Consider the following 20,446-nt stretch of genomic DNA (forward strand, 5'->3'; position numbering starts at 1 on the left):
ATCTTATGATAATTTAAGCAAGCAATTTACTCTTTTTAAAAGACTATTAAACTTCAAAACTGTTAAAAATCTACAATAACACCTATACGAGGTAAGGCTCTACCTGTTGTACTTTCTATTTCTTCTAGTAAATATCTTGAACTATCGTTAGGATCGGTCACTCTTCCATTTCCATCTTCAATAGGTAATAAAAATGGTTGCTGTTTAGAGCTACTAGCATATATATTTTGAACATCTAAATACAAATTAATAGCCGCTTTTTTTAAGAACCATGTTTTATCTACACGTATATCTAATTGTGTATACGTATCTAATCTTTCTGTGTTTAGTTTGGTATAATCTAAAATTCCGCCGTTTTGCACATCGTAATTATCTTTTAAAGAAGAAGCGTCTAAATCGTATGGCGTATAAGGTTTACCACCAACTAATCGAAATTTCGTTCCTATTTCCCAGTTTCTGTTTAGTTTTTTTCCTGCTGTAATTGTTAGTAAGTGTTTATTATCCCAAGTTGAGGGAATATAGGCTCCTTGTGCATCTTTAAATTCACTTCTCACAAAAGTATACGACGCTATTCCGTACAATCCACTATACGATTTCTTTTGTGCTAACAACTCAAAACCATATGCTCGACCCTCAGAGGTTGAACTTACTGCTTCGTTTCCTATAATACCAAAATCAGCACCTAAGTTTGCTAGACTTATTTGGTTTCTTATTGAAAATGGATAGTTTTTATATCCTTTATAAAACCCTTCAAAAGTTATTTTTGAACTTGTATCAGGCTTATAACTCAATCCACTTACAAAATGATCTGATTGTATGTACTTCAATCCATTTTTATTCTCAAACTCTCCTATATCATTTTTATATCCTAATACTGTATACGATGGTAATTGATAATAACGACCTACTGAAGAACTCACCGTCCATTTTTCAGATAAATTATAACTTAACGACAATCGTGGTGAAAATTGGTTAAATGGATTTTTCATTTCTGAATTGTAATCAATCCCGTCCATTCTAAAACCAAAAGAAACTCCTAACTTTTCATCTAAATATCTTTTTGATACTTGTCCGAAAACTCCATATTTCACAAAGTCTATGGCTGAATTAAAATTATAAATAATAACTCCATCTGAATTAGCATTTTTTTGATAATTACTATTCGTATACCTCGCTGTTTCTAAATTAAAACCTAAGTTAAAATCAATTTTGTTAACAGTTTCAAAGCTATTTTCATATCGTAATTTATTTTCTATTTCTTTAGATGAATAATCTAACAATAAGTTTGCTGGTATTTCTTCATTTAAAAAGTACTTTACTGCCTTGTTTTTCCATTCATTTCTACTTAATACAACTAAGTGTGTCGAGTTTGGAGCAAAGTACTTATAACTGGCTCCTACCGTATAATTCCATTGACTGTTTACGGGAACAGAGTTTAAAATAACTTTATTTCTCTTTATCGTTTCTAAATCTGTTTCACCATCATTTACCTCTTTATTAATTTCAAAATCATCAATAGCACCCAAAGCAACTATTGATAATTCACTGTTTTTTGATAATTGCGATTTAACATTCACTTGAAAATCGCTGTATGTTGGTAAAAAAGGAAGTTTTATCAACTTAAATAAAAACTGTAAATACGATTGTCGAGCAGAAAACATAAAGGTTGTGTTCTTTCCTAATGGACCATCTAAGGTAATTCCTGCGTCCGAAGTTCCAATAGTTGCCCTTGTATTTAGTGAATTTGGGTTTCCTCTTTTTTGAGTAAACTCTATAACAGAACTTAAAGAGTTACCCCTATTAGCAGGAAAAGCACTTGAATAAAAATCTACCTTACGAATTAAATCTGCATTCATAATTCCAACTGGTCCACCAGTTGCTCCTTGTGTTTGGAAGTGGTTTATTACTGGAACTTCAATTCCATCTAAATAAAACTTATTTTCAGAAGTTGCTCCTCCTCTAATAATAATATCATTTCTAAATCCAGGATTAGAAGCTACACCAGGAAAAGACTGAATTACTTTTAACACATCTCTATTACCTCCTGGGTTCTTTTCTATTTCTGCTATACCCAAACTTTGAAGCGATAAAGGGCTATCTACAGACTCTTTAAATAGTGGTGCTTGTATTTGAACTTCTTTTAACTGTGTTGCATCTTCAATTAACGCTAAGGTTATATATGGCGAATTATCTTTAGTAACTAAATACTCGTCAGAAATTAACGTTTTATAACCTACAAACGATGCTTGTATTTTATTGTACCCTAAAGGAACATTACTCAATACAAACTCTCCATTTTCATTTGAAACTGTTCCTATTTCTGTTCCGTATACTAAAATATTTACAAAAGGAAGCACTTCTCTTGTTTTAGAATCAATAACCTTCCCTGAAATTTCCCCGCTATTTTGAGATACAACAGCGAAAGACTGAAGTAAAACTAAGAATATCAACACTTTTTTCATATCAAAATATTTAAGATTTAACAAAAATACACATTATGTTTAACAAAAAACACTAAATGTTAAACAACATAATTATACAAACAAAAAAACTCAATCGATATGATTGAGTTTTCGTGGGGAGAGCAGGATTCGAACCTGCGAAGTCGTAAGACAACGGAGTTACAGTCCGTCCCATTTGGCCGCTCTGGAATCTCCCCAAAGCTTTTTAAAAAAAGCTTCTCATTTGTTAAGAGAAGCTTTATAGTGACCGGGCTGGGGCTCGAACCCAGGACCCTCTCCTTAAAAGGGAGATGCTCTACCAACTGAGCTACCCGGTCATTTTTTGCTTTTGCTATTCTGCGTTTGCGGGTGCAAATATAGAAGCTTTTATTGTTCCCACAAACATTTTTTAGAAGTTTTTTTGAATTTTTTTTAATGTTTTTTGTTACCTATTAATTAACAGAAAGTTACCTAAACATCATTTAAGTATGCTTTTCTTACTTTTTTAAATAAATTAGATGAATACACAAAATCTACCACTGCTTCATTATCTGTTTTGAAGATTTCTTTATGTGATCCTTCCCATGCTTTGACTCCATTTTTTAGAAAAACAATCTTATCTCCTATTTCCATCACCGAATTCATATCATGTGTATTTATTACTGTAGTAATTTTATACTCATCGGTAATTTCTTGAATTAGGTTATCTATAACAATAGACGTTTGCGGATCTAAACCTGAATTAGGTTCATCACAAAACAAATATTTAGGCTTCATTACAATTGCACGGGCAATTGCTACACGTTTTTGCATTCCTCCAGATAATTCAGCAGGAAACTTTTTATTTGAATTTTCTAAGTTTACACGGTTCAACACAAAATTCACCCTGTCTAGCATTTCACTTTCGGGTTGTTTGGTAAACATTTTTAAAGGAAACATTATATTCTCTTCTACTGTTTGAGAATCAAACAAGGCACTTCCTTGAAATACCATTCCTAATTCTTGACGAAATTGACGTTTATCTTCTATCGTCATATCAGTATTCGCAAGTCCATCATAAACAATGGTTCCTTGCTCTGGTGTGTGTAAGCCAATTAATGATTTTAAAAATACTGTTTTACCTGAACCACTCTGACCAATAATTAAACTTGTTTCTCCTGGTTTAAATGAAGTTGTTATCCCCTTTAAAATCTCAACACCATTAAATCCTTTGTGTAAATTGTTTACTTCTATCATTAGGTTAATAACATTTGAGTTAAGAAATAGTTCGCTATAACAATAAGCACTGTAGTCCAAACTACAGACTGTGTACTTGCTTTTCCAACTTCTAATGAACCTCCTTTTACATAATATCCATGATAGGAAGGCACTGTGGCAATTAAAAAAGCAAAAACCACTGTTTTTATCAACGCATAGGTTATAAGAAACGGATCAAAATCTAATTGAACTCCTGCTATATAATCTGCTCCAGAAAACAAACCCGATAATACCCCTGCCATCCATCCGCCAAAAATTCCTAAAAACATTCCTAGAATTATTAAAAACGGATAAAAGAAAACTGTAGCTATTATTTTAGGAAGCACTAAATAGTTTAATGAGTTAATTCCCATCACCTCAAGTGCATCAATTTGCTCTGTAACACGCATAGTTCCTATACTTGAAGTTATATACGAGCCTACTTTACCTGCTAAAATAATAGAACAAAACGTAGGTGCAAACTCTAAAATTACTGATCGTTTTGCTGCAAAACCAATCAACGATTTTGGTATAAACGGACTTTCTAAATTCAATGCTGTTTGCAAGGCGATTACCCCTCCAATAAAAAACGATATAAAAGCTATAATTCCTATCGACTTATGCCCCAACTCATCTACTTCTCTAAATAAAGCTTCCCGAAATACTCTTGCTCTTTGTGGCTTTGAAAAAACCTGTTTTAGCATTGAAAAGTATTTACCAATATGCTCAATGTAATTCATTAAATGAAATATATTTTTTCTTTTTGCTAAAGTATTAAAAAACCATTAACTCATCGCCTTATTTATAAGTTTTAGCTTGCTTTTTATGTACCTTTGAGTTTTAATTTTCAAAAAACAAAATGAGAAAAATAGCTTTTTTAGCAGCTATAATATGTTTAACCAGCTGCTCTGTTAATAAAAAAACAAATACTCAAAAACCAAAACTAGTAGTTGGTGTTGTTGTTGACCAAATGCGTTACGATTACCTTACTCGTTTTGCTAATAGATATGGTAACGACGGTTTTAAACGTTTACTTAGAGAAGGATACTCTTTAGAAAACGCTCATTACAATTATATTCCTACTTACACTGCTGTAGGGCATACTTCTATTTACACAGGAACAACGCCTACTAATCATGGAATTATTAGCAATCATTGGTACGATAAATATTTAAAGAAAACAATTTATTGTGTTGATGATAATAACTACAACACTGTTGGTAATAACGGTGAAGGAGGTAAAAAGTCTCCTTACAGAATGTTAACTACTACAGTAACCGATCAGTTGAAACTAGCTCAAAACATGAATGGTAAAACCATTGGTATTGCCATAAAAGATCGTTCTGCTATTTTACCTGCAGGACACACAGCTAACGCTGCTTATTGGTTTGACGGTGGTGATAAAGGGCAATGGATTTCTTCTTCTTTTTACTTAAATGAATTACCTACTTGGGTACAAGAGTTCAATGCTTCAGGGAAAGCTGATGAATATTTAAGTAAACCATGGGAAACTTTATATGATATTAGTACGTATACCCAAAGTATTGATGATGATAATAACTTTGAAGTAACTTTCAAAGGGGAGGAAAAGCCAGTTTTTCCGCACGACATTCCAACGTTAAGAAAGAGCAATAATAATTACAGTATAATAAAAGGGATTCCTGCTGGTAATTCTATTACTACTGATTTTGCTAAAGCGGCTATTATTGGTGAAAACTTAGGAAAATCTGAGTACACTGACTTTTTAGCAGTTAGTTATTCTTCAACCGATTATGTTGGACATCAGTTTGGAGTTGCTTCCAAAGAAATTGAAGATACGTATTTACGCTTAGATCAAGATTTAGCTGATTTATTTAAGTTTTTAGACACACAGGTTGGAAAAGACAACTATACATTATTCTTAACTGCCGATCATGCTGCAGTACAAGTTCCTTCATACTTAGAATCTTTAAAAATACCTGCTGGTTATGTAAAGCCTGTTGCTTTCAAAAACTTTTTAAATGAAATTACCTTAAAACATTTTAAATCGGATGAAATCATTGAAAACGTTTCAAACTTTCAAGTGTTCTTAAATAAAGATAAGATTAGAGAGTTAAACCTTGACTATGAAAACGTAGCACAAGCTATAGCGGATGAAGCAATTAATCATAAAAAGATTTATAAATCGGTAACTGCTAGAACCATGCAAACTACTACGTTTACTAACGGAATTTTACATGTTTTACAAAATGGTTACAATCAAAAGTTTTCGGGTGATGTTATTTTAATCCCTAATCCGTCAACTATTGCTAGTAGTTCAAAAAAAGGGACTACGCATGGTTCTGGATACTCGTACGATACACACATTCCGATGATTTTTTATGGAAATGGAATTAAGCAAGGAGTTTCTAAAAAGAAATATGAAATTGTAGATATTGCTCCAACGATTTCTAATTTATTACAGATAGAATTTCCTAATGGATGTTCTGGAAAGATTATTGAAGAGGTTCTTGAATAGGAAACTTAGAAATGAGAAAAGAGAGACTAGAGAATAGACCGTAAAAAAAACTCCAATTTGATTTCATCAAATTGGAGTTTTTTCATTGATACATTTTCAAATTACCAAATTGCTACATTACATAAAACTAATTTGGATTGTTTAATATAATTAGCGCTGCTATAACTCCTGGGACCCATCCACAAAGTGTTAATAAAAACACTATTATAATTGATCCACAACCTTTACCTATCACTGCCAACGGTGGAAAAAATATTGCTAATAAAACTCTTAATAAACTCATAGTACTTTTTTAGTTAGTATACTTAAAAGACGAGTTAATTAGAATTTTGTTACACTTATTGAATCATTATAAACATATCTCTTAAATAAAACTTAACTATTTTTCATTTGTTCATATTCAAATGGACGTATCATATTTTCTTTTAATTCAAAGAAACTGCCATTCGTAATACCAACAGCTTCTAACTCGTTTTTTATTTCTTCACTGATATATAAAAGTCCTGATAATCCCCATAGTACATCATAATCGTATTTATACACCTTATTTTTAAATTTTAGTTCATTTAATTCAGTAAATATTTGACTACCATAAGTAACCTCATATGTTCCTAAAAGCTCTATATCTCCAACCTGTATATCTATCTTTTCGTTAGACGACTTTATAAACCCCTCTGGGTAAATTTTGACAGGCACATTATTCCCTTCTGAATCTTGAGTTATTTCTACAAAAGTACATTTTGGGTAGTCTATAATATCATCTCCCACTATAGCATTTTCAACTACCGCATGAAATAAAAAATATTCTTCATTGGTTTGTTGAAGCTCTTTACAGTGAAGTATTACAGGATAAAAACGATGTTCAGGTAAATTATATTTTTCTATAACCTCTTTTACCTTTCTACTCATTAGTAAATTAGTTCCTTCAGTAGGTTCTACATCTGCTGTCATTAAATTCGTATACCATGTTAATACATCTACAAAGGGCGTTTCTCCTTGCCATGCGTCAAAATTTTCAAATGAATCTATTAACCTCATTTTTAAAGGTAAAACTTCATCTTTTATCCAAATATTATCATTCATTGGAGCAATAATATCTCCATAATCTTCTTGGTATATGTTAATACTCCATTGAAAGGTACTGCTCTTAAATTTAAAAAATTTCATTATGGTAAAGTACTATCTTATTTCACTATTTGGTTCCATGGTTATATTAATGTCATTACTCAATATTTCTTTTCTTAACTTATCACTGACTGTTAATATATTTACGTTACCCCACATTATATCAAACTTAACTTTAAATTTTATTTTATAAAATTCTAAAAACTTCTTAATTTTATTTTTCCTATACTTGCTTCTTAACTTTATAAATTCATCTCTTGAGTTCACCACATTTGGACCGACATAGGAAGTATCTATTTGATTTCTAAATCGAAATTCTGGTTTCAGCTTAAACTCACAACGTATCCAATCAAAATAATCTAAAGAATTTTCTGGCATATATAATAAATACCATCTCCTTGATTCTTTCGAGTAAATATTTGTAATATCGACATCGTAAAATCTGTGTTCTGGTAATTCAAAATTCTCTATAATTTTTTTAAGTCTATCACTCATAATAAATGACGTTATACCATGTAAAGTACTACTTCCTATGCGTATATCATTGCTCCAATAAAGAGCATCATAAACAAAAGGAGATTTATCTTCTCTTTTATTTTCTTCTTCTATTATATTATAAGTTATCATAGATAAAGGCTCATCTATTTCTGCTATTCTCCTTTCACTTAAGCTTTGAAAAAAGGCCTTTAACTTTTCATTTTTATAATCTATAATAAATCCTACTTTCCATTGTGATGAACTGGGCATTAAATCATAGTATAAATTTTCCATACTTTATTAATTAGGTTTAACATTATTAAAATTATTTCCTTTCCACAATTCATCTATTTTGATATTTCCTTTAATTGATTTGTTTATTATTTCTTGTTTGATATTATAACGTAACTCGTCTAATTTATCATGAAAATCCTCCATCGCTTCAATTAATTAGTTTTTGTCTTTAAAATCATATTTTTTACTTAAATCATCAAAGAGTTTATCAAAATATTCTCCTATACTTTCAGAATAATTTGGATGGGGAGCATGAACCCCTGATATATTACTTTTAGGGCTTGTTAAAAACTTCTATACCGTAATAAGATTCTCTACATCAACTTTCCAAAAAAAATAGCATTCATCAATAGTTTATTGGTTCCAAACCAAAAACCTCTAAAATTGGTATTGTCTGTAAAAACGATTACCCTTCCACTACCTAGGCGTCCTGCTTTAAACGGAACGGTGTTTTTCAACTCTTTTAAGTTCTCTTTTGAAATATAACCACTCAATAACGGATTCTTGGTGTACTGAATTGGATTATTAAAACTTTTTGCATCCGCTTGAATAAATTGCTTGGTGTTTCTAAACAGAGCTATCTTATCATTCTTATATCCAAAATTGATTGGGTGAGAACGATCAATCTTCGCTTCAAAAATTGCTCCTCCAATTACTTGCGCTCCCGATTGCAACGAACGATTTTCAAATGATACATTATTTACAGAATCTATTTTAGCTTTATTAAACTTTACATTAATAAACCCTCTGTTAGACAACCAATTTACTGTATTTCTATACCCGATTAGCACTCCTCCATTACGTACCCATACTTTTAGTTTCTCTACTAAATTCTTATCAATAGAGCGACTATTCGGAACAATAATCGTAGTATACTTATCAAGATTTACTCTCGAAGCATAATCGGTATCTAACTTTGTTAGTTTCATGTCGTAACGTTGATCTAATAAATGCCAAATTTCTCCTGCATCATAACTCGTTACTCCTTTTCCTACCAACATCGCTACTTTTTGCTTTTTTACAGCTTCAAAGTTTCTACTTCCTAAATCAATTCCTTCATTTAACCCTGTAGATACTCCTTTAATTGCAATATGATTTTCATTGGCTACTTTTTCTAAGAAATCGAACAACTCTTTTCCATTTAATTTTTGATTTTGAGCTGGAATAAAAATAGTTCCGTAATCATACGAATTACCATCGTTTACAAACTTTTTCATCGCTACCTTCGCTCGCAATCCTTTTTCTAAAATCGTATTTAACGCTTTAGGTGTGCTATACTCATTCCAAGAAAATAAGTAGCCTACACTACTTTTTTGTTGAATTGTTCCTTGTTTTGGTTGTAATTGAGTCACCTCAGCTCCTGCTTTCGATAATGATACATTATCCGCATAATCAACTCCAAACGCATAATTAAAGGTCCAAGCAGATACATCATAAAACAAACTATCTTTAAATGTAGTTCGTACATCAAACATTACTTTTACCAACCTGTGATTTTTTTGGTTCATAGGTACTACGTAGCTATACCCTTTTTTGAAACGTTTTCCATTCGATGTAAAATCTTCTTTTAACTCGTGGAGTTTTATTTGATGACGTTGTAAAACCTCAGCTAAGTGATTTGTTTTCGTCGCATCTTTTTCATCACCAAATACTATCGCTTTGTTTGTTTCTGAGCTTCTTGAATTTTTATAAAAACCTTGTTGATACTGTAAGATTTTAGTTCGCATGTTTTTAGCAGCTTCTAGTGTTGACAATGCTGCTGTAAACTGATTTCGAATAGTAAATGGAAACGTTAAAACTCCGTTTTCACTTTCTTGTGCATGCCCACGAGAACTTCCTTGTTCAAACAAAATCCCGATTCCTCCATTAATATCTGGAAAAGTTGACCCTTTTCCGTAGTAAAAATCATCAAAACTTTCCTCTGAATAATAGGTTGAACCTATTTTATCGAATGCTTTTGCATGATAGGTTGCTATTTCTTTAGTTAACTCCTGATTCATTTTTGGAGTTAATGGATTTGTTCTACTCGGAATTCCTGGTTGGAAAAAAAAGGTAGAATTTGTTCCCATTTCATGATGATCGGTTAAAATATTAGGCAACCACTTGTGGAATGTTTTAATTCGTGCTCTACTCTCAGGTAATTGAACTGGCAACCAATCACGATTCATATCAAACCAATAATGATTAGTTCTTCCCCCTGGCCAAACTTCGTGATATTCTCTATCATTTGAATCTGGATTAATATTATTTGCCTTATTTGTATTTGCCCAATATGCAAAACGTTGTAAACCATCTGGGTTCATTGCTGGATCAAAAAGTATTACTGAGTTATTTAATAATTCCTCTATTTTTTGCCCTTCTGCTGCTGCTAAATAATACGCTGCTGCCAAGGCTGCATTTGAACCACTTGCTTCATTTCCGTGAATTGAAAACCCTTGGTATACCACAATTGGACTATTAGAAACATCTATAGAAGCATCGTTTGTTGCTTTTATATGATTTTCTCGTATTTCTTCTAAATTTTGATGGTTTTTAGAGGAAGTAATTGTTAGCAATACTAAAGGCCTTCCTTCATAAGTTGTTCCTCTGTTTTCAAGCACTACTCTATCTGAAGCATTCGCAAGTGCTTTCATATATTCTACCAACTTATCATGTGTAACATGCCACTCTCCTACTTCATGTCCTAAAACAGATTTTGGAGTGGGAATATTGGAGTTATATGAAACATTTTTTGGCAAGTAATAATTCAAATCGATAGTTTGAGCCGTTACTGTTGCACTAACAAACAGTAGTGATAGTAATAATTTCTTCATTATTTTCTTGGTTTCATTTTGCGATTGGTTATAAAATTAGGTAATTAATAGCACTAATAGACAAAATCCCGCATAAACCGCGGGATTTATTAGTTTTAAATATTTAACTGTTAATTATTTGTTTCTTTTATCTTTAATAGAGCAACCTATTGCTCTTGTATCAGTTTTTGTTGGTTTTTCTCCTTTTATCAAAGCATCTACAGCATTTTCAACAAAACGTTCTTTTACATTGTTTTCATCTCGAGAATTATCGTCAATAGCTCCAATATATTCTACAATTAATTTATTATTTACTTTATTTAAAATATAAACATGTGGGGTTCTTGTTGCTCCATATTTAGGATATACTTTTTGTCCTTCATCAAACAGATAAGGAAATGTAAATCCTTTTTCTTTGGCACGTACCTTCATTGCTTCAAAACTATCTCCTTTTGATACTTCTGGGTCATTTGGGTTGATAGCTATGACAGGAAAGCCTTTCTTTTTATATTTTTTATCTAGAGCAATTAATCTATCTTCATTAGCTACAGAATACGGACACATATTACATGTAAACACAACAATAAATCCTTTTGCGTCTTTATAATCTGCCAAAGAAACCATTTTATCATCTATATTTTTTAATGTAAAATCAGAAGCTTCATCTCCTACTTTATAACCTCTAGAGTTATTACTAGTAAATGCTGAAATAGATGCCACCACCAATAACATCAATATTATTTTAATTGTCTTCATAATTATTTAGTTTAAAAAGGTTTGTAATTCGTTTTGTAACTCTACATAGCTAAAAGTTCGTTCATAAAATTTTCTTTTTTGCTTATTGTAAATTAGGGTTGCTGGTATTGAACCTGACCAGCTTTCTGCAATATCTCTAATCCAAAACTGCTCATTTGAATCTTCAAAATGAAGTATTTTAGATTGTAGTTTTTTCTTTTTGATAAATGGTATCAAATTCGTTTCTATTTGCTTAGAAAAATCTAAACTTACCAAAACAACTTCAACATTTTTATCTTTATATTTCTTATGAAGTTTTTCAAAAGCAGGTAACTCTTTTACACAAGGCATACACCATGTAGCCCAAAAATTAACTACATACGTTTTATCGTTGCTTTTATGTAAAAATGGTTTTAACTCTTCGTAATTTAACGTAGTAATTTTAACTTTTTTAGATGTGTCATTTACCTGAGCTTTGGCTGTTATTCCACTAAAAAAAGCGGTTATTATAAGTATGAGTAAGAATTTACTTCTATGCATTTTAAAACGATTTCTCTCAAAATTAACTGTTTATCGTATTAAAAAGATAGAATTAACTAAATATTAACAAGAAAAAAGCTCGGAAAATATATTTCCGAGCTCTTTATTTTATCACTGTATTTTGTTGTACTAACTAAAAATTTCATTTAGTAATTTAGCTAAACGTAAACCTCCTTTTTGTAACTGTTCTCTCACTACAGGAAAGTATACATACGAATAACGGTAACGTAAGTTCTCTCCCACTTCAGCAGATTTGTATACTTCTTTAGTAATCTTATGTGTATCATGTAGCCAATCTACAACAGTTCCTTTTTGAATTACTTTGATTTGTTCTTTAGATAAATCTCTTGCATTATCAGCTAATTCAACATAACTCATGTCCCATTTATTAATTAAATCTTCATCCCAAACTCTGTGTAAATTAGAGCCTTTTCCATGCCACTGAACCTGAATTTTATTGCCTCCTAAATCTTCTTTTTGCCCAACATGCATGGGTTGATGTAAATCACCTACCAAGTGTACTAGCATTTTTAAGTAAAAACGTTTGTCTTCAATTGAACTATTTTCATCTTTTAATACTTTTATACATTGCTCTATACCAGTAATCATATCTCCTTTCGGATTTTTTTCAGTATCTTCATAACGAGCGTCTAATGGCATGTTTACATAATGCCAAGTATAAAACTTTCCATATTTCTTTCTATCAGACTTTATTTCATCTGCAAAAGTAGATACAAATGCTAAGCTCTCACCTTGTAGTAATTTTTCAATTTTCTTTCTAGCTTTCTTAGTCAAATGTTTTTCTGCAATTTTTCCAGTAGCTCTGTGACCTGTTGGCCCCCAAACATCTTCGTTATTAGCTATTGATGAAATACTCACTAACAATGCAACTAGTACTATTAAAAATTTTGTTTTCATGAATGGTTTAAATTATAATCGGAAGCTAAATTATAAAATATAATCATCAAAAATTTGGATTTAACAAAATTTAATTTATATCTTTATGATATCATTTTAACATCAATTTAATTAAAACAAATATGAAGGCAGAAAAAATTATCAAACCAGCAAATGGGTACCTAATGTTTTTTATTGTACTTATTCTTTTTATTGGCGGAGTCGCATTAGCCGTTAAAACAGAAAATCCAATATTTATATTAATGTCTGTAATAGCATTTATTTTAGCATTGGGCTTTATTTTAGTAAACCCTAATTCTTCAAAAGTTCTATTATTCTTTGGTAAATATGTAGGTACTGTGAAGCAAAATGGTTTATACTGGGCAAATCCATTATACAAAAAGAAAACTGTTTCGTTAAGAGCTAGTAATTTTGATAGTGAGCGTTTAAAGGTTAATGATAAACTAGGAAACCCGGTAATGATAAGTACTATTTTAGTTTGGAGAGTTACCGAAACCTATAAGGCTGCTTTTGATGTTGATAATTATGAGAATTTTGTTCGTGTACAAACAGATGCTGCCGTACGAAAACTAGCTAGTATGTATCCATACGACAATTTCGCAGATGAGGGACACGAAGAAGATATTACACTACGTTCTAGTGTAAACGAAGTCAGTGAAGCTTTGGAAAAAGAATTAGAAGAACGATTAGCCATTGCAGGTATTGAGGTTTTAGAAGCACGAATTGGTTATTTAGCCTATGCACAAGAAATTGCAAGTGCCATGTTAAAACGTCAACAAGCTACAGCCATCGTTGCTGCTCGACATAAAATTGTGCAAGGTGCGGTGGATATGGTGGACATGGCTTTAGAAGAGCTAAACAAAAAAGAAATTGTGGAGTTAGACGAAGAACGCAAAGCTGCCATGGTTAGTAACTTATTAGTTATTTTATGTGGAGACAAAGAAGCGTCTCCTGTGGTAAATGCTGGTACTTTAAACCATTAAGTTATCTACACAAAATCAATTAACGTGGCACAAATTATAAACACTATTATAGTATATATCTTAATTTTTATGAGCTCTTTACTATAAACTAAAAGAATTTTGAAATTGTATTTTTGTAACCATTTTTGCGTTTCAAAAAACACTATTATAAAACACAACATGGCTAAAAAGAAAGCTTTTGCACTCCGTATTAATGAAGAAATGTTAAAAGCCATTGAAAAATGGGCTTCCGATGAATTTCGATCTACCAATGGACAGATTGAATGGATGCTTATGCAAGCCCTTAAAGAAGCTAAAAGAGAGCCAAAAAAGAAAGAAGAAGAATAACAAATCTTAAGAACTTGTTAAAAAAAACGTCCAATTTTATTGGACGTTTTCTATTTTGTACATTGTACAATCTTAAATTACAAGCAACTAACTCTTATGAAAAACCTTTTTTATCTACTATTTATAACCTTCTCTTGCGCTACTTTTTCTCAAGAATTCTCAATGGATTTAGTCAAAAACATGAAACCGAGAAACATTGGTCCAGGTGGAATGAGTGGACGTGTCACAGCCATTGATGTTGTTGAATCCAATCCTGATATTATGTTCGTTGGTACAGCTTCTGGAAGTATTTGGAAATCTACTTCAGGAGGCATTAAATGGGAACCTATTTTTGATAAAGAAGTAACAGCCTCTATTGGTGCTTTAGCCATACAACAATCAAACCCTAGTGTAATTTGGGCAGGAACAGGTGAGGGAAACCCTCGTAATAGTTTAAATGGTGGTTACGGAATTTTCAAATCTCTTGATGGAGGAAGATCGTGGAAATCGATGGGGTTAGAAAAAACACGTCATATACATCGTGTAGTGATACATCCAGACAATCCAGACATTGTTTACGTTGGTGCTATTGGATCACCTTGGGGTGAACATAAAGAACGTGGTGTGTATAAAACTACCAACGGCGGTAAAACTTGGAAACAAATTTTATTCAATAATAATAAAACCGGTGCTGCAGATTTAATTATGGATCCATCCAATCCTAATAAACTAATAGCCGCTATGTGGGAACACAAACGCGATCCTTGGTTTTTTAAATCAGGAGGTAAAGGAAGTGGTTTATACATTACCCATGATGGTGGAGAAAACTGGAAAAAAATTACCGAAAAAGAAGGTTTTCCAAAAGGAGAATTGGGGAGAATTGGAGTAGCAATCGCTCCCTCTAACCCTAACACTATTTATGCTTTGGTAGAAGCAAAAAAGAATGCCTTATACAAAAGTGAAGATGGTGGTTTTTCTTGGAAAAAAATTAATGATAAAAAAGGCATCGGAAATCGCCCTTTTTATTATTCAGAAATTTACGTAGATCCCCAAAACGAACACAAATTATACACTGTTTTCACCTATGTAAATGTTTCTATTGATGGAGGAAAGAACTTTAAGCAACTCATGCCTGCTTATGGTGTTGATAATGGTATTCACCCAGACCATCACGCTTGGTGGATTCATCCTAAAAATGGAAAATTCATGATTGATGGAAACGATGGTGGAATGAATGTTACCAAAGATGGAGGTAAAACTTGGCGTTTTATTGGGAATTTGCCTGTTGCACAATTTTATCATATTAATGTAGATAATGAGTTTCCTTACAATGTGTATGGTGGTATGCAAGACAACGGTTCTTGGCGCGGACCTGCTTATGTATGGAAAGACCAAGGAATACGAAATTCTTATTGGCAAGAGATTAGTTTCGGTGATGGTTTTGATGTTATTCCTGACAAAGACGACTCACGTTATGGTTGGTCTATGAGTCAACAAGGTTATGTATCTCGTTACGATTACAAAACAGGTAATAATTACACTGTTCGCCCAACACACCCTGATGCTACTATAAAACTACGTTTTAACTGGAACGCTGCTATTAATATTGATCCTTTTGATAATTCTACACTATATTTTGGAAGTCAATTTGTACACAAATCAACCGATAAAGGTTTAACGTGGAAAGTGATTTCTCCAGACTTAACTACAAATGATAAAAGCAAACTCAAACAATCAGAAAGTGGTGGGTTAACCATGGACGCTACCGGAGCAGAAAATCACTGTACTATCTTAGTAATTGAACCCTCTCCCTTGGAAAAAGATATGTTATGGGTTGCTACGGATGATGGACAAGTACATATTACTAAAAATGGAGGTACAACTTGGACAAATGTTGCCAAAAACTTGAAAGGTTTACCTAAAAATAGTTGGATTACGCAAATAAAAGCATCTAACAAAAATAAAGGAGAAGCTTTACTAGTTGCCAACGATTATCGTCGCTTTAACTATAAACCTTATGCATACAGAACAAAAGATTACGGAGCAACATGGGAACGTATTGTTGATGAAAGCGATGTAAAAAGCTTTACACAATGTATTATCGAAGACCCAATTGAGCCAAATTTAATGTTCTTAGGAACTGACGATGGTTTATATATTTCTATCAACGCAGGAAAAAAATGGACAAAATGGACGGAAGGGTTCCCTACTGTTCCTGTAAAAGATTTAGTAATTCACCCAAGAGAGCACGATTTAGTTATTGGTACTTTTGGTAGAGCTGCTTGGGTGTTAGATGACATTCGTCCTTTAAGAGCAATAGCTGAAGACAAAAACATTCTTACCAAAAATATTGAATTATTCACACCTCCAACAGCATATCAAGCAGCATACCAACAACCCACTGGTAGCCGATTTGGTGCTGACGCTATGTTTAATGGAACTAATAGAAGTCGTGGTGCTTTGGTTCAATTTTATGTGAATAAACCGAAATCAACAAAAAAACCTGAAGTAAAAGGCAAAGATTATATTAAAAAAGAAGACGAGAATACCATAAAATGGGATTCTATCAAATTTGAAGTTTTTGATGGTAACAGACTTATTAGAACCTTTAAAAGAAAAACTCCCAAAGAAAATGGTATTCATAAAGGTGTTTGGTTTATGAGTGAAAAAGGTGTTTCCAGACCTTCTAGAACTATCAGAAAACAAAAAAGAGAGCCTAGAGGTGTTCGAGTAAAACCTGGAACCTATAGCATAAAAGCTACGTTTGGTAATCAAACATCAGAACAAAACATTACTGTAAAGTTTGACCCAAGACTGCATATTTCTCAAAACGCAATCGATCAAAAATATGCAGCAGCCAAAGATCTTGAAGCTCAGCAAAAAATTATAGCTGATGCAGTAAAACAGTTAGTTGAGAGTAAAAATATTGCAAATAGTTTCAACCAAAAACTATCTAAAAAAGACAAAAAACTTTATAAAGAATCAATTAAAGATTCTAAAGATATTATTAAGAAAATAGATACACTTTTAGCTGTTTATTTAGGAAAGGTAGATAAAAGACAAGGAATTACACGAAATCCTGAAATGAATGTTATGCAACGTTTAGGAACTGCTAGTAGATATGTGAATAGTAGATTTGGCGAACAAACTTCTACAGAAAAACAGTTAATTATTCAATTTAAAGAAGCTTTAAAACCTGCTTTAGAAAAAACCAATGCTTTCTTTAATAAAGATTGGAAAGAGTATAAGGCAGAAGTTGAGAAAATAGATTTATCTCCTTTTAAAGAAACCAAGCAGTTTAGCTTAGAATAACAAACCCTATCAAAAAAACGAAATTAATAACCCAAACACACACTTATGAAAAAACATTTCTTATTACTTGCCATTGCCGTTTCGGTAATTGCTTGTAAAACGGATAAAAAAGAATCTGTTAAAACCAGTACAGCTCCCAAAAAATATTCTATTGAGCAAATGATGGATAACGAAAACGTTTTTGGTGGAAGTTTTTCTCCTGATAATTCTAAGTTACTTGTAACTAGTAATCGTTCAGGAATCTATAACATGTACACCGTTTCAACATCTGGAGGAGAATTTGAACCTATTACAAAATCAGATAGTTCTTCCGTTTTTGCAACATCTTATTTCCCAAAGGATGAAAGAATGTTATTTAGAATGGATAATAATGGAGATGAAATTTATCATATCTTTTTAAGAGAACTTAACGGTGATATTAAAGATTTAACACCAACTAAAGGTGCCAGAGCAAGCTTTTTTGGTTGGGCTAAAGATGAAAAAAGTTTCTTTTTTACTTCAAATGAAAGAGACAATCGTTTTATGGATCTCTATGAAATGGATATAGAAACGTTTACTCCAAAAATGATTTATGAAAATAAAGAAGGTTATAACGTAGCAGCAATATCAAACAATAAAAACATACTAGCCCTAAGCAAAACGGTTAATACTAACGATAGTGATTTATTTTTGTTTGATAGAACCACCAAAGTAATCACCAAAATTAACCTAAGATTAAGTGGTAATTCTGCTGCTGATTTTTCTATTGATGATACCGAGTTCTACTATACAACAGATGCTGAAGGTGAATTCGCTACCTTAATGAAATATACAATTAGCACTAACCAAACAGAAAAAGTATTAGCCAAAGATTGGGATATTTCCGGAAGCTACTTTACAAACAATGGTACCTATAGAGTAACATATATTAATGAAGATGCTAAAAACGTCATTGAAGTTTATGATGTCAAAGCTGGTAAAAATATTGAGCTTCCTAATGTTGATGGAAAAAGTATTACTAGCGTTGGTTTTTCTAGAGACGAAAGTATGATGCGTTTTTATGCTGGTGGTTCTAATACTCCTTCAAACTTATATGTGTATGACTTAAAAACAAAAAAACAAACGCAGCTAACCGATGTGTTAAATAAAGAAATTAATCCTGCTGATTTAGTAAAAGCGAAAGTAATTCGTTACCCTTCTTTTGATGGAGTAACTATTCCTGCAATTTACTATGTACCTCATCAAGCTTCAGAAGATACTAAAGTTCCTGCTTTAGTTTGGGTTCATGGAGGTCCTGGAGGACAATCACGTCAAAATTTCAGTTCTAGAATTCAATATTTAGTAAACCATGGCTATGCTGTTTTAGCGGTTAACAATCGAGGTAGTAGCGGATACGGTAAAACCTTTTTTACTATGGATGATTTAAACCATGGAGAAAAAGATTTGCAAGATTGTGTAGAAGGGAAAAATTGGTTAGCAAAACAACCAGAAATTGATGCTGAAAAAATAGGTATTATTGGAGGATCTTACGGTGGTTATATGACCATGGCTGCTTTAACATACACTCCAGAAGAATTTGCTGTTGGTGTAAACATTTACGGAGTTACAAACTGGATGCGCACCTTAAAAAGTATTCCATCTTGGTGGGAATCTTTTAGAGAAGCTTTATATAAAGAACTAGGAGATCCACACTCTGCAGACTCAATAAGGTTGAAAAGAATTTCTCCTTTATTCCATACAGACAAAGTAACCAAGCCATTAATGGTATTACAAGGAGCTAAAGACCCAAGAGTTTTACAGGTAGAATCTGATGAAATTGTAGCTGGTGTTAAGAAAAATGGAGTTCCTGTAGAATATGTGCTGTTTGATGATGAAGGGCATGGTTTTGTTAAAAAGGAAAATCAAATAGAAGCTAATAGTAGAATCTTACAATTTTTAGACACCTACTTAAAGAAAGAAGAACCTATAAAAAACGACCAATTATAAATAAACTCGAAGAACTTTAACAATATAACTTTTCATAAAAATTATTGAGTTTATATTTTTGTCAATACAACATAAAATCTCCCGTATATTTATTTATGTGGGAGATTTTTAATATGACAAAGAACTACAACACTATTATTATGCGAAAATTATTCTTATTAATTGTCTCTTTACTTTCATTAAACAGTTTTTCACAAAATCAACCTGATCCAACCAAAGAATTAGGGGTTTGGTACATGTATAACGGATCACACCAAATTTCAGATAAATTTGGTTTAAAATCTATGGCACATTTTCGCTTTTTTGAAGTTGGAGATGACATGCAGCAATTTATCGGGCGTTTGGGAGCTAATTATAAGTTCAATAAAAATATCAACGCTACTATAGGGTATGCTTTCTTAAACACTGATGAAACTTTTAATGTTAATGCAGGCGATTTTAACGAACATCGTATTTATGAAGACCTAAATGTAAATCATAAAATAGCTAGTTTAAACCTAGCACATCGTTTTAGAGGTGAACAACGTTTTTTTAAATCAACTACCAGTAATTTCTTTCGATATCAACTTGCATTGGGACATCCTATCAATGAAAAATGGTCTACATACCTATACAATGAAACCTTTTTAGATTTTGAGGGAGAAGCTTATAATCAAAACTGGTTTGGAGCTGGTTTTAAATATAAAGTATCTGACGTAGTTAAGCTTCAAGCAGGATATCAACTAATACATGTAAACGAGGTTGGTAACTTTAATAGAGTTCAATTAGGAGTTGCAATAAGTACAGATCATAGAAAATAGAACTAACTAATATTTCATACTTTAG

Annotated in this window: 17 protein-coding genes and 2 tRNA genes; 6 read left to right on the plus strand and 13 right to left on the minus strand. The window is 32.0% G+C overall.

The window, feature by feature from the left end; genetic code table 11:
• Positions 1 to 62 precede the first annotated feature (62 nt).
• The 5 genes from NH341_RS11915 to NH341_RS11935 form a co-directional block, all read right to left on the minus strand.
• Entirely contained in the window at positions 63 to 2,462 is a 2,400-nt protein-coding gene (locus tag NH341_RS11915) for a TonB-dependent receptor (protein ID WP_253057035.1), read from the minus strand.
• A 114-nt stretch (positions 2,463 to 2,576) separates the two neighbouring features.
• A tRNA-Tyr gene (locus NH341_RS11920) sits at positions 2,577 to 2,659 on the minus strand.
• A gap of 47 nt (positions 2,660 to 2,706) precedes the next feature.
• Positions 2,707 to 2,779, minus strand: a tRNA-Lys gene (locus NH341_RS11925).
• 133 nt (positions 2,780 to 2,912) lie between these two features.
• Positions 2,913 to 3,677: an ABC transporter ATP-binding protein gene (locus NH341_RS11930; RefSeq protein WP_047790135.1), complete on the minus strand. Its 765-nt coding sequence runs from the start codon at positions 3,675 to 3,677 to the stop codon at positions 2,913 to 2,915.
• Positions 3,677 to 4,417, minus strand: a complete 741-nt coding sequence (locus NH341_RS11935) for an ABC transporter permease (RefSeq protein WP_047790134.1) — start codon at positions 4,415 to 4,417, stop codon at positions 3,677 to 3,679. Before NH341_RS11935 ends, NH341_RS11930 begins: the two co-directional genes overlap by 1 nt.
• A 119-nt stretch (positions 4,418 to 4,536) precedes the next feature.
• Between NH341_RS11935 and pafA the strand changes: the two genes are divergently transcribed.
• Positions 4,537 to 6,174: an alkaline phosphatase PafA gene (pafA, locus tag NH341_RS11940; RefSeq protein ID WP_253057037.1), complete on the plus strand. Its 1,638-nt coding sequence runs from the start codon at positions 4,537 to 4,539 to the stop codon at positions 6,172 to 6,174.
• A 127-nt stretch (positions 6,175 to 6,301) separates the two neighbouring features.
• Here the strand turns inward: pafA and NH341_RS11945 are convergent, their stop codons facing one another.
• From NH341_RS11945 to NH341_RS11980, 8 genes are all read right to left on the minus strand, one after another.
• The gene (locus NH341_RS11945) at positions 6,302 to 6,457 is read right to left on the minus strand and encodes a YqaE/Pmp3 family membrane protein (RefSeq protein WP_073184478.1); all 156 of its coding nucleotides are present in this window, start codon (positions 6,455 to 6,457) and stop codon (positions 6,302 to 6,304) included.
• A gap of 92 nt (positions 6,458 to 6,549) precedes the next feature.
• The gene (locus NH341_RS11950; protein ID WP_253057039.1) at positions 6,550 to 7,341 is read right to left on the minus strand and encodes a hypothetical protein; all 792 of its coding nucleotides are present in this window, start codon (positions 7,339 to 7,341) and stop codon (positions 6,550 to 6,552) included.
• A 12-nt stretch (positions 7,342 to 7,353) separates the two neighbouring features.
• The gene (locus tag NH341_RS11955) at positions 7,354 to 8,070 is read right to left on the minus strand and encodes a hypothetical protein (RefSeq protein WP_253057041.1); all 717 of its coding nucleotides are present in this window, start codon (positions 8,068 to 8,070) and stop codon (positions 7,354 to 7,356) included.
• A gap of 6 nt (positions 8,071 to 8,076) precedes the next feature.
• A complete protein-coding gene (locus tag NH341_RS11960; RefSeq protein WP_253057043.1) occupies positions 8,077 to 8,214 on the minus strand; it encodes a hypothetical protein in 138 nt (45 codons plus the stop codon).
• Positions 8,215 to 8,384: 170 nt separating this feature from the next.
• The gene (locus NH341_RS11965; RefSeq protein WP_253057045.1) at positions 8,385 to 10,883 is read right to left on the minus strand and encodes a M14 family metallopeptidase; all 2,499 of its coding nucleotides are present in this window, start codon (positions 10,881 to 10,883) and stop codon (positions 8,385 to 8,387) included.
• 114 nt (positions 10,884 to 10,997) lie between these two features.
• On the minus strand, positions 10,998 to 11,618 hold the full coding sequence (locus tag NH341_RS11970; RefSeq protein WP_239180108.1) for a thioredoxin family protein: 621 nt from the start codon (positions 11,616 to 11,618) through the stop codon (positions 10,998 to 11,000).
• A gap of 6 nt (positions 11,619 to 11,624) precedes the next feature.
• Positions 11,625 to 12,137, minus strand: a complete 513-nt coding sequence (locus NH341_RS11975) for a TlpA disulfide reductase family protein (RefSeq protein ID WP_253057047.1) — start codon at positions 12,135 to 12,137, stop codon at positions 11,625 to 11,627.
• A gap of 129 nt (positions 12,138 to 12,266) precedes the next feature.
• Positions 12,267 to 13,055 carry a S1/P1 nuclease gene (locus NH341_RS11980; RefSeq protein WP_253057049.1) on the minus strand — a complete coding sequence of 263 codons (789 nt, stop codon included), beginning with the start codon at positions 13,053 to 13,055 and terminating at the stop codon, positions 12,267 to 12,269.
• A gap of 122 nt (positions 13,056 to 13,177) precedes the next feature.
• Here NH341_RS11980 and NH341_RS11985 point away from each other — a divergent pair, with 122 nt between their 5' ends.
• From NH341_RS11985 to NH341_RS12005, 5 genes are all read left to right on the plus strand, one after another.
• On the plus strand, positions 13,178 to 14,038 hold the full coding sequence (locus NH341_RS11985; protein ID WP_047790128.1) for an SPFH domain-containing protein: 861 nt from the start codon (positions 13,178 to 13,180) through the stop codon (positions 14,036 to 14,038).
• 159 nt (positions 14,039 to 14,197) lie between these two features.
• Positions 14,198 to 14,365 (plus strand): Arc family DNA-binding protein, encoded by a 168-nt coding sequence (locus NH341_RS11990; protein ID WP_073184483.1) that lies wholly within the window; start codon positions 14,198 to 14,200, stop codon positions 14,363 to 14,365.
• 96 nt (positions 14,366 to 14,461) lie between these two features.
• A complete protein-coding gene (locus tag NH341_RS11995) occupies positions 14,462 to 17,656 on the plus strand; it encodes a hypothetical protein (protein ID WP_253057051.1) in 3,195 nt (1,064 codons plus the stop codon).
• Between the two features lie 45 nt (positions 17,657 to 17,701).
• A complete protein-coding gene (locus tag NH341_RS12000; RefSeq protein ID WP_253057053.1) occupies positions 17,702 to 19,621 on the plus strand; it encodes an alpha/beta fold hydrolase in 1,920 nt (639 codons plus the stop codon).
• 140 nt (positions 19,622 to 19,761) lie between these two features.
• On the plus strand, positions 19,762 to 20,421 hold the full coding sequence (locus tag NH341_RS12005; RefSeq protein WP_047790162.1) for a DUF2490 domain-containing protein: 660 nt from the start codon (positions 19,762 to 19,764) through the stop codon (positions 20,419 to 20,421).
• Positions 20,422 to 20,446: the final 25 nt, after the last annotated feature.

Source organism: Tenacibaculum sp. XPcli2-G, assembly GCF_024124505.1.
GTDB lineage: Bacteria > Bacteroidota > Bacteroidia > Flavobacteriales > Flavobacteriaceae > Polaribacter > Polaribacter mesophilus.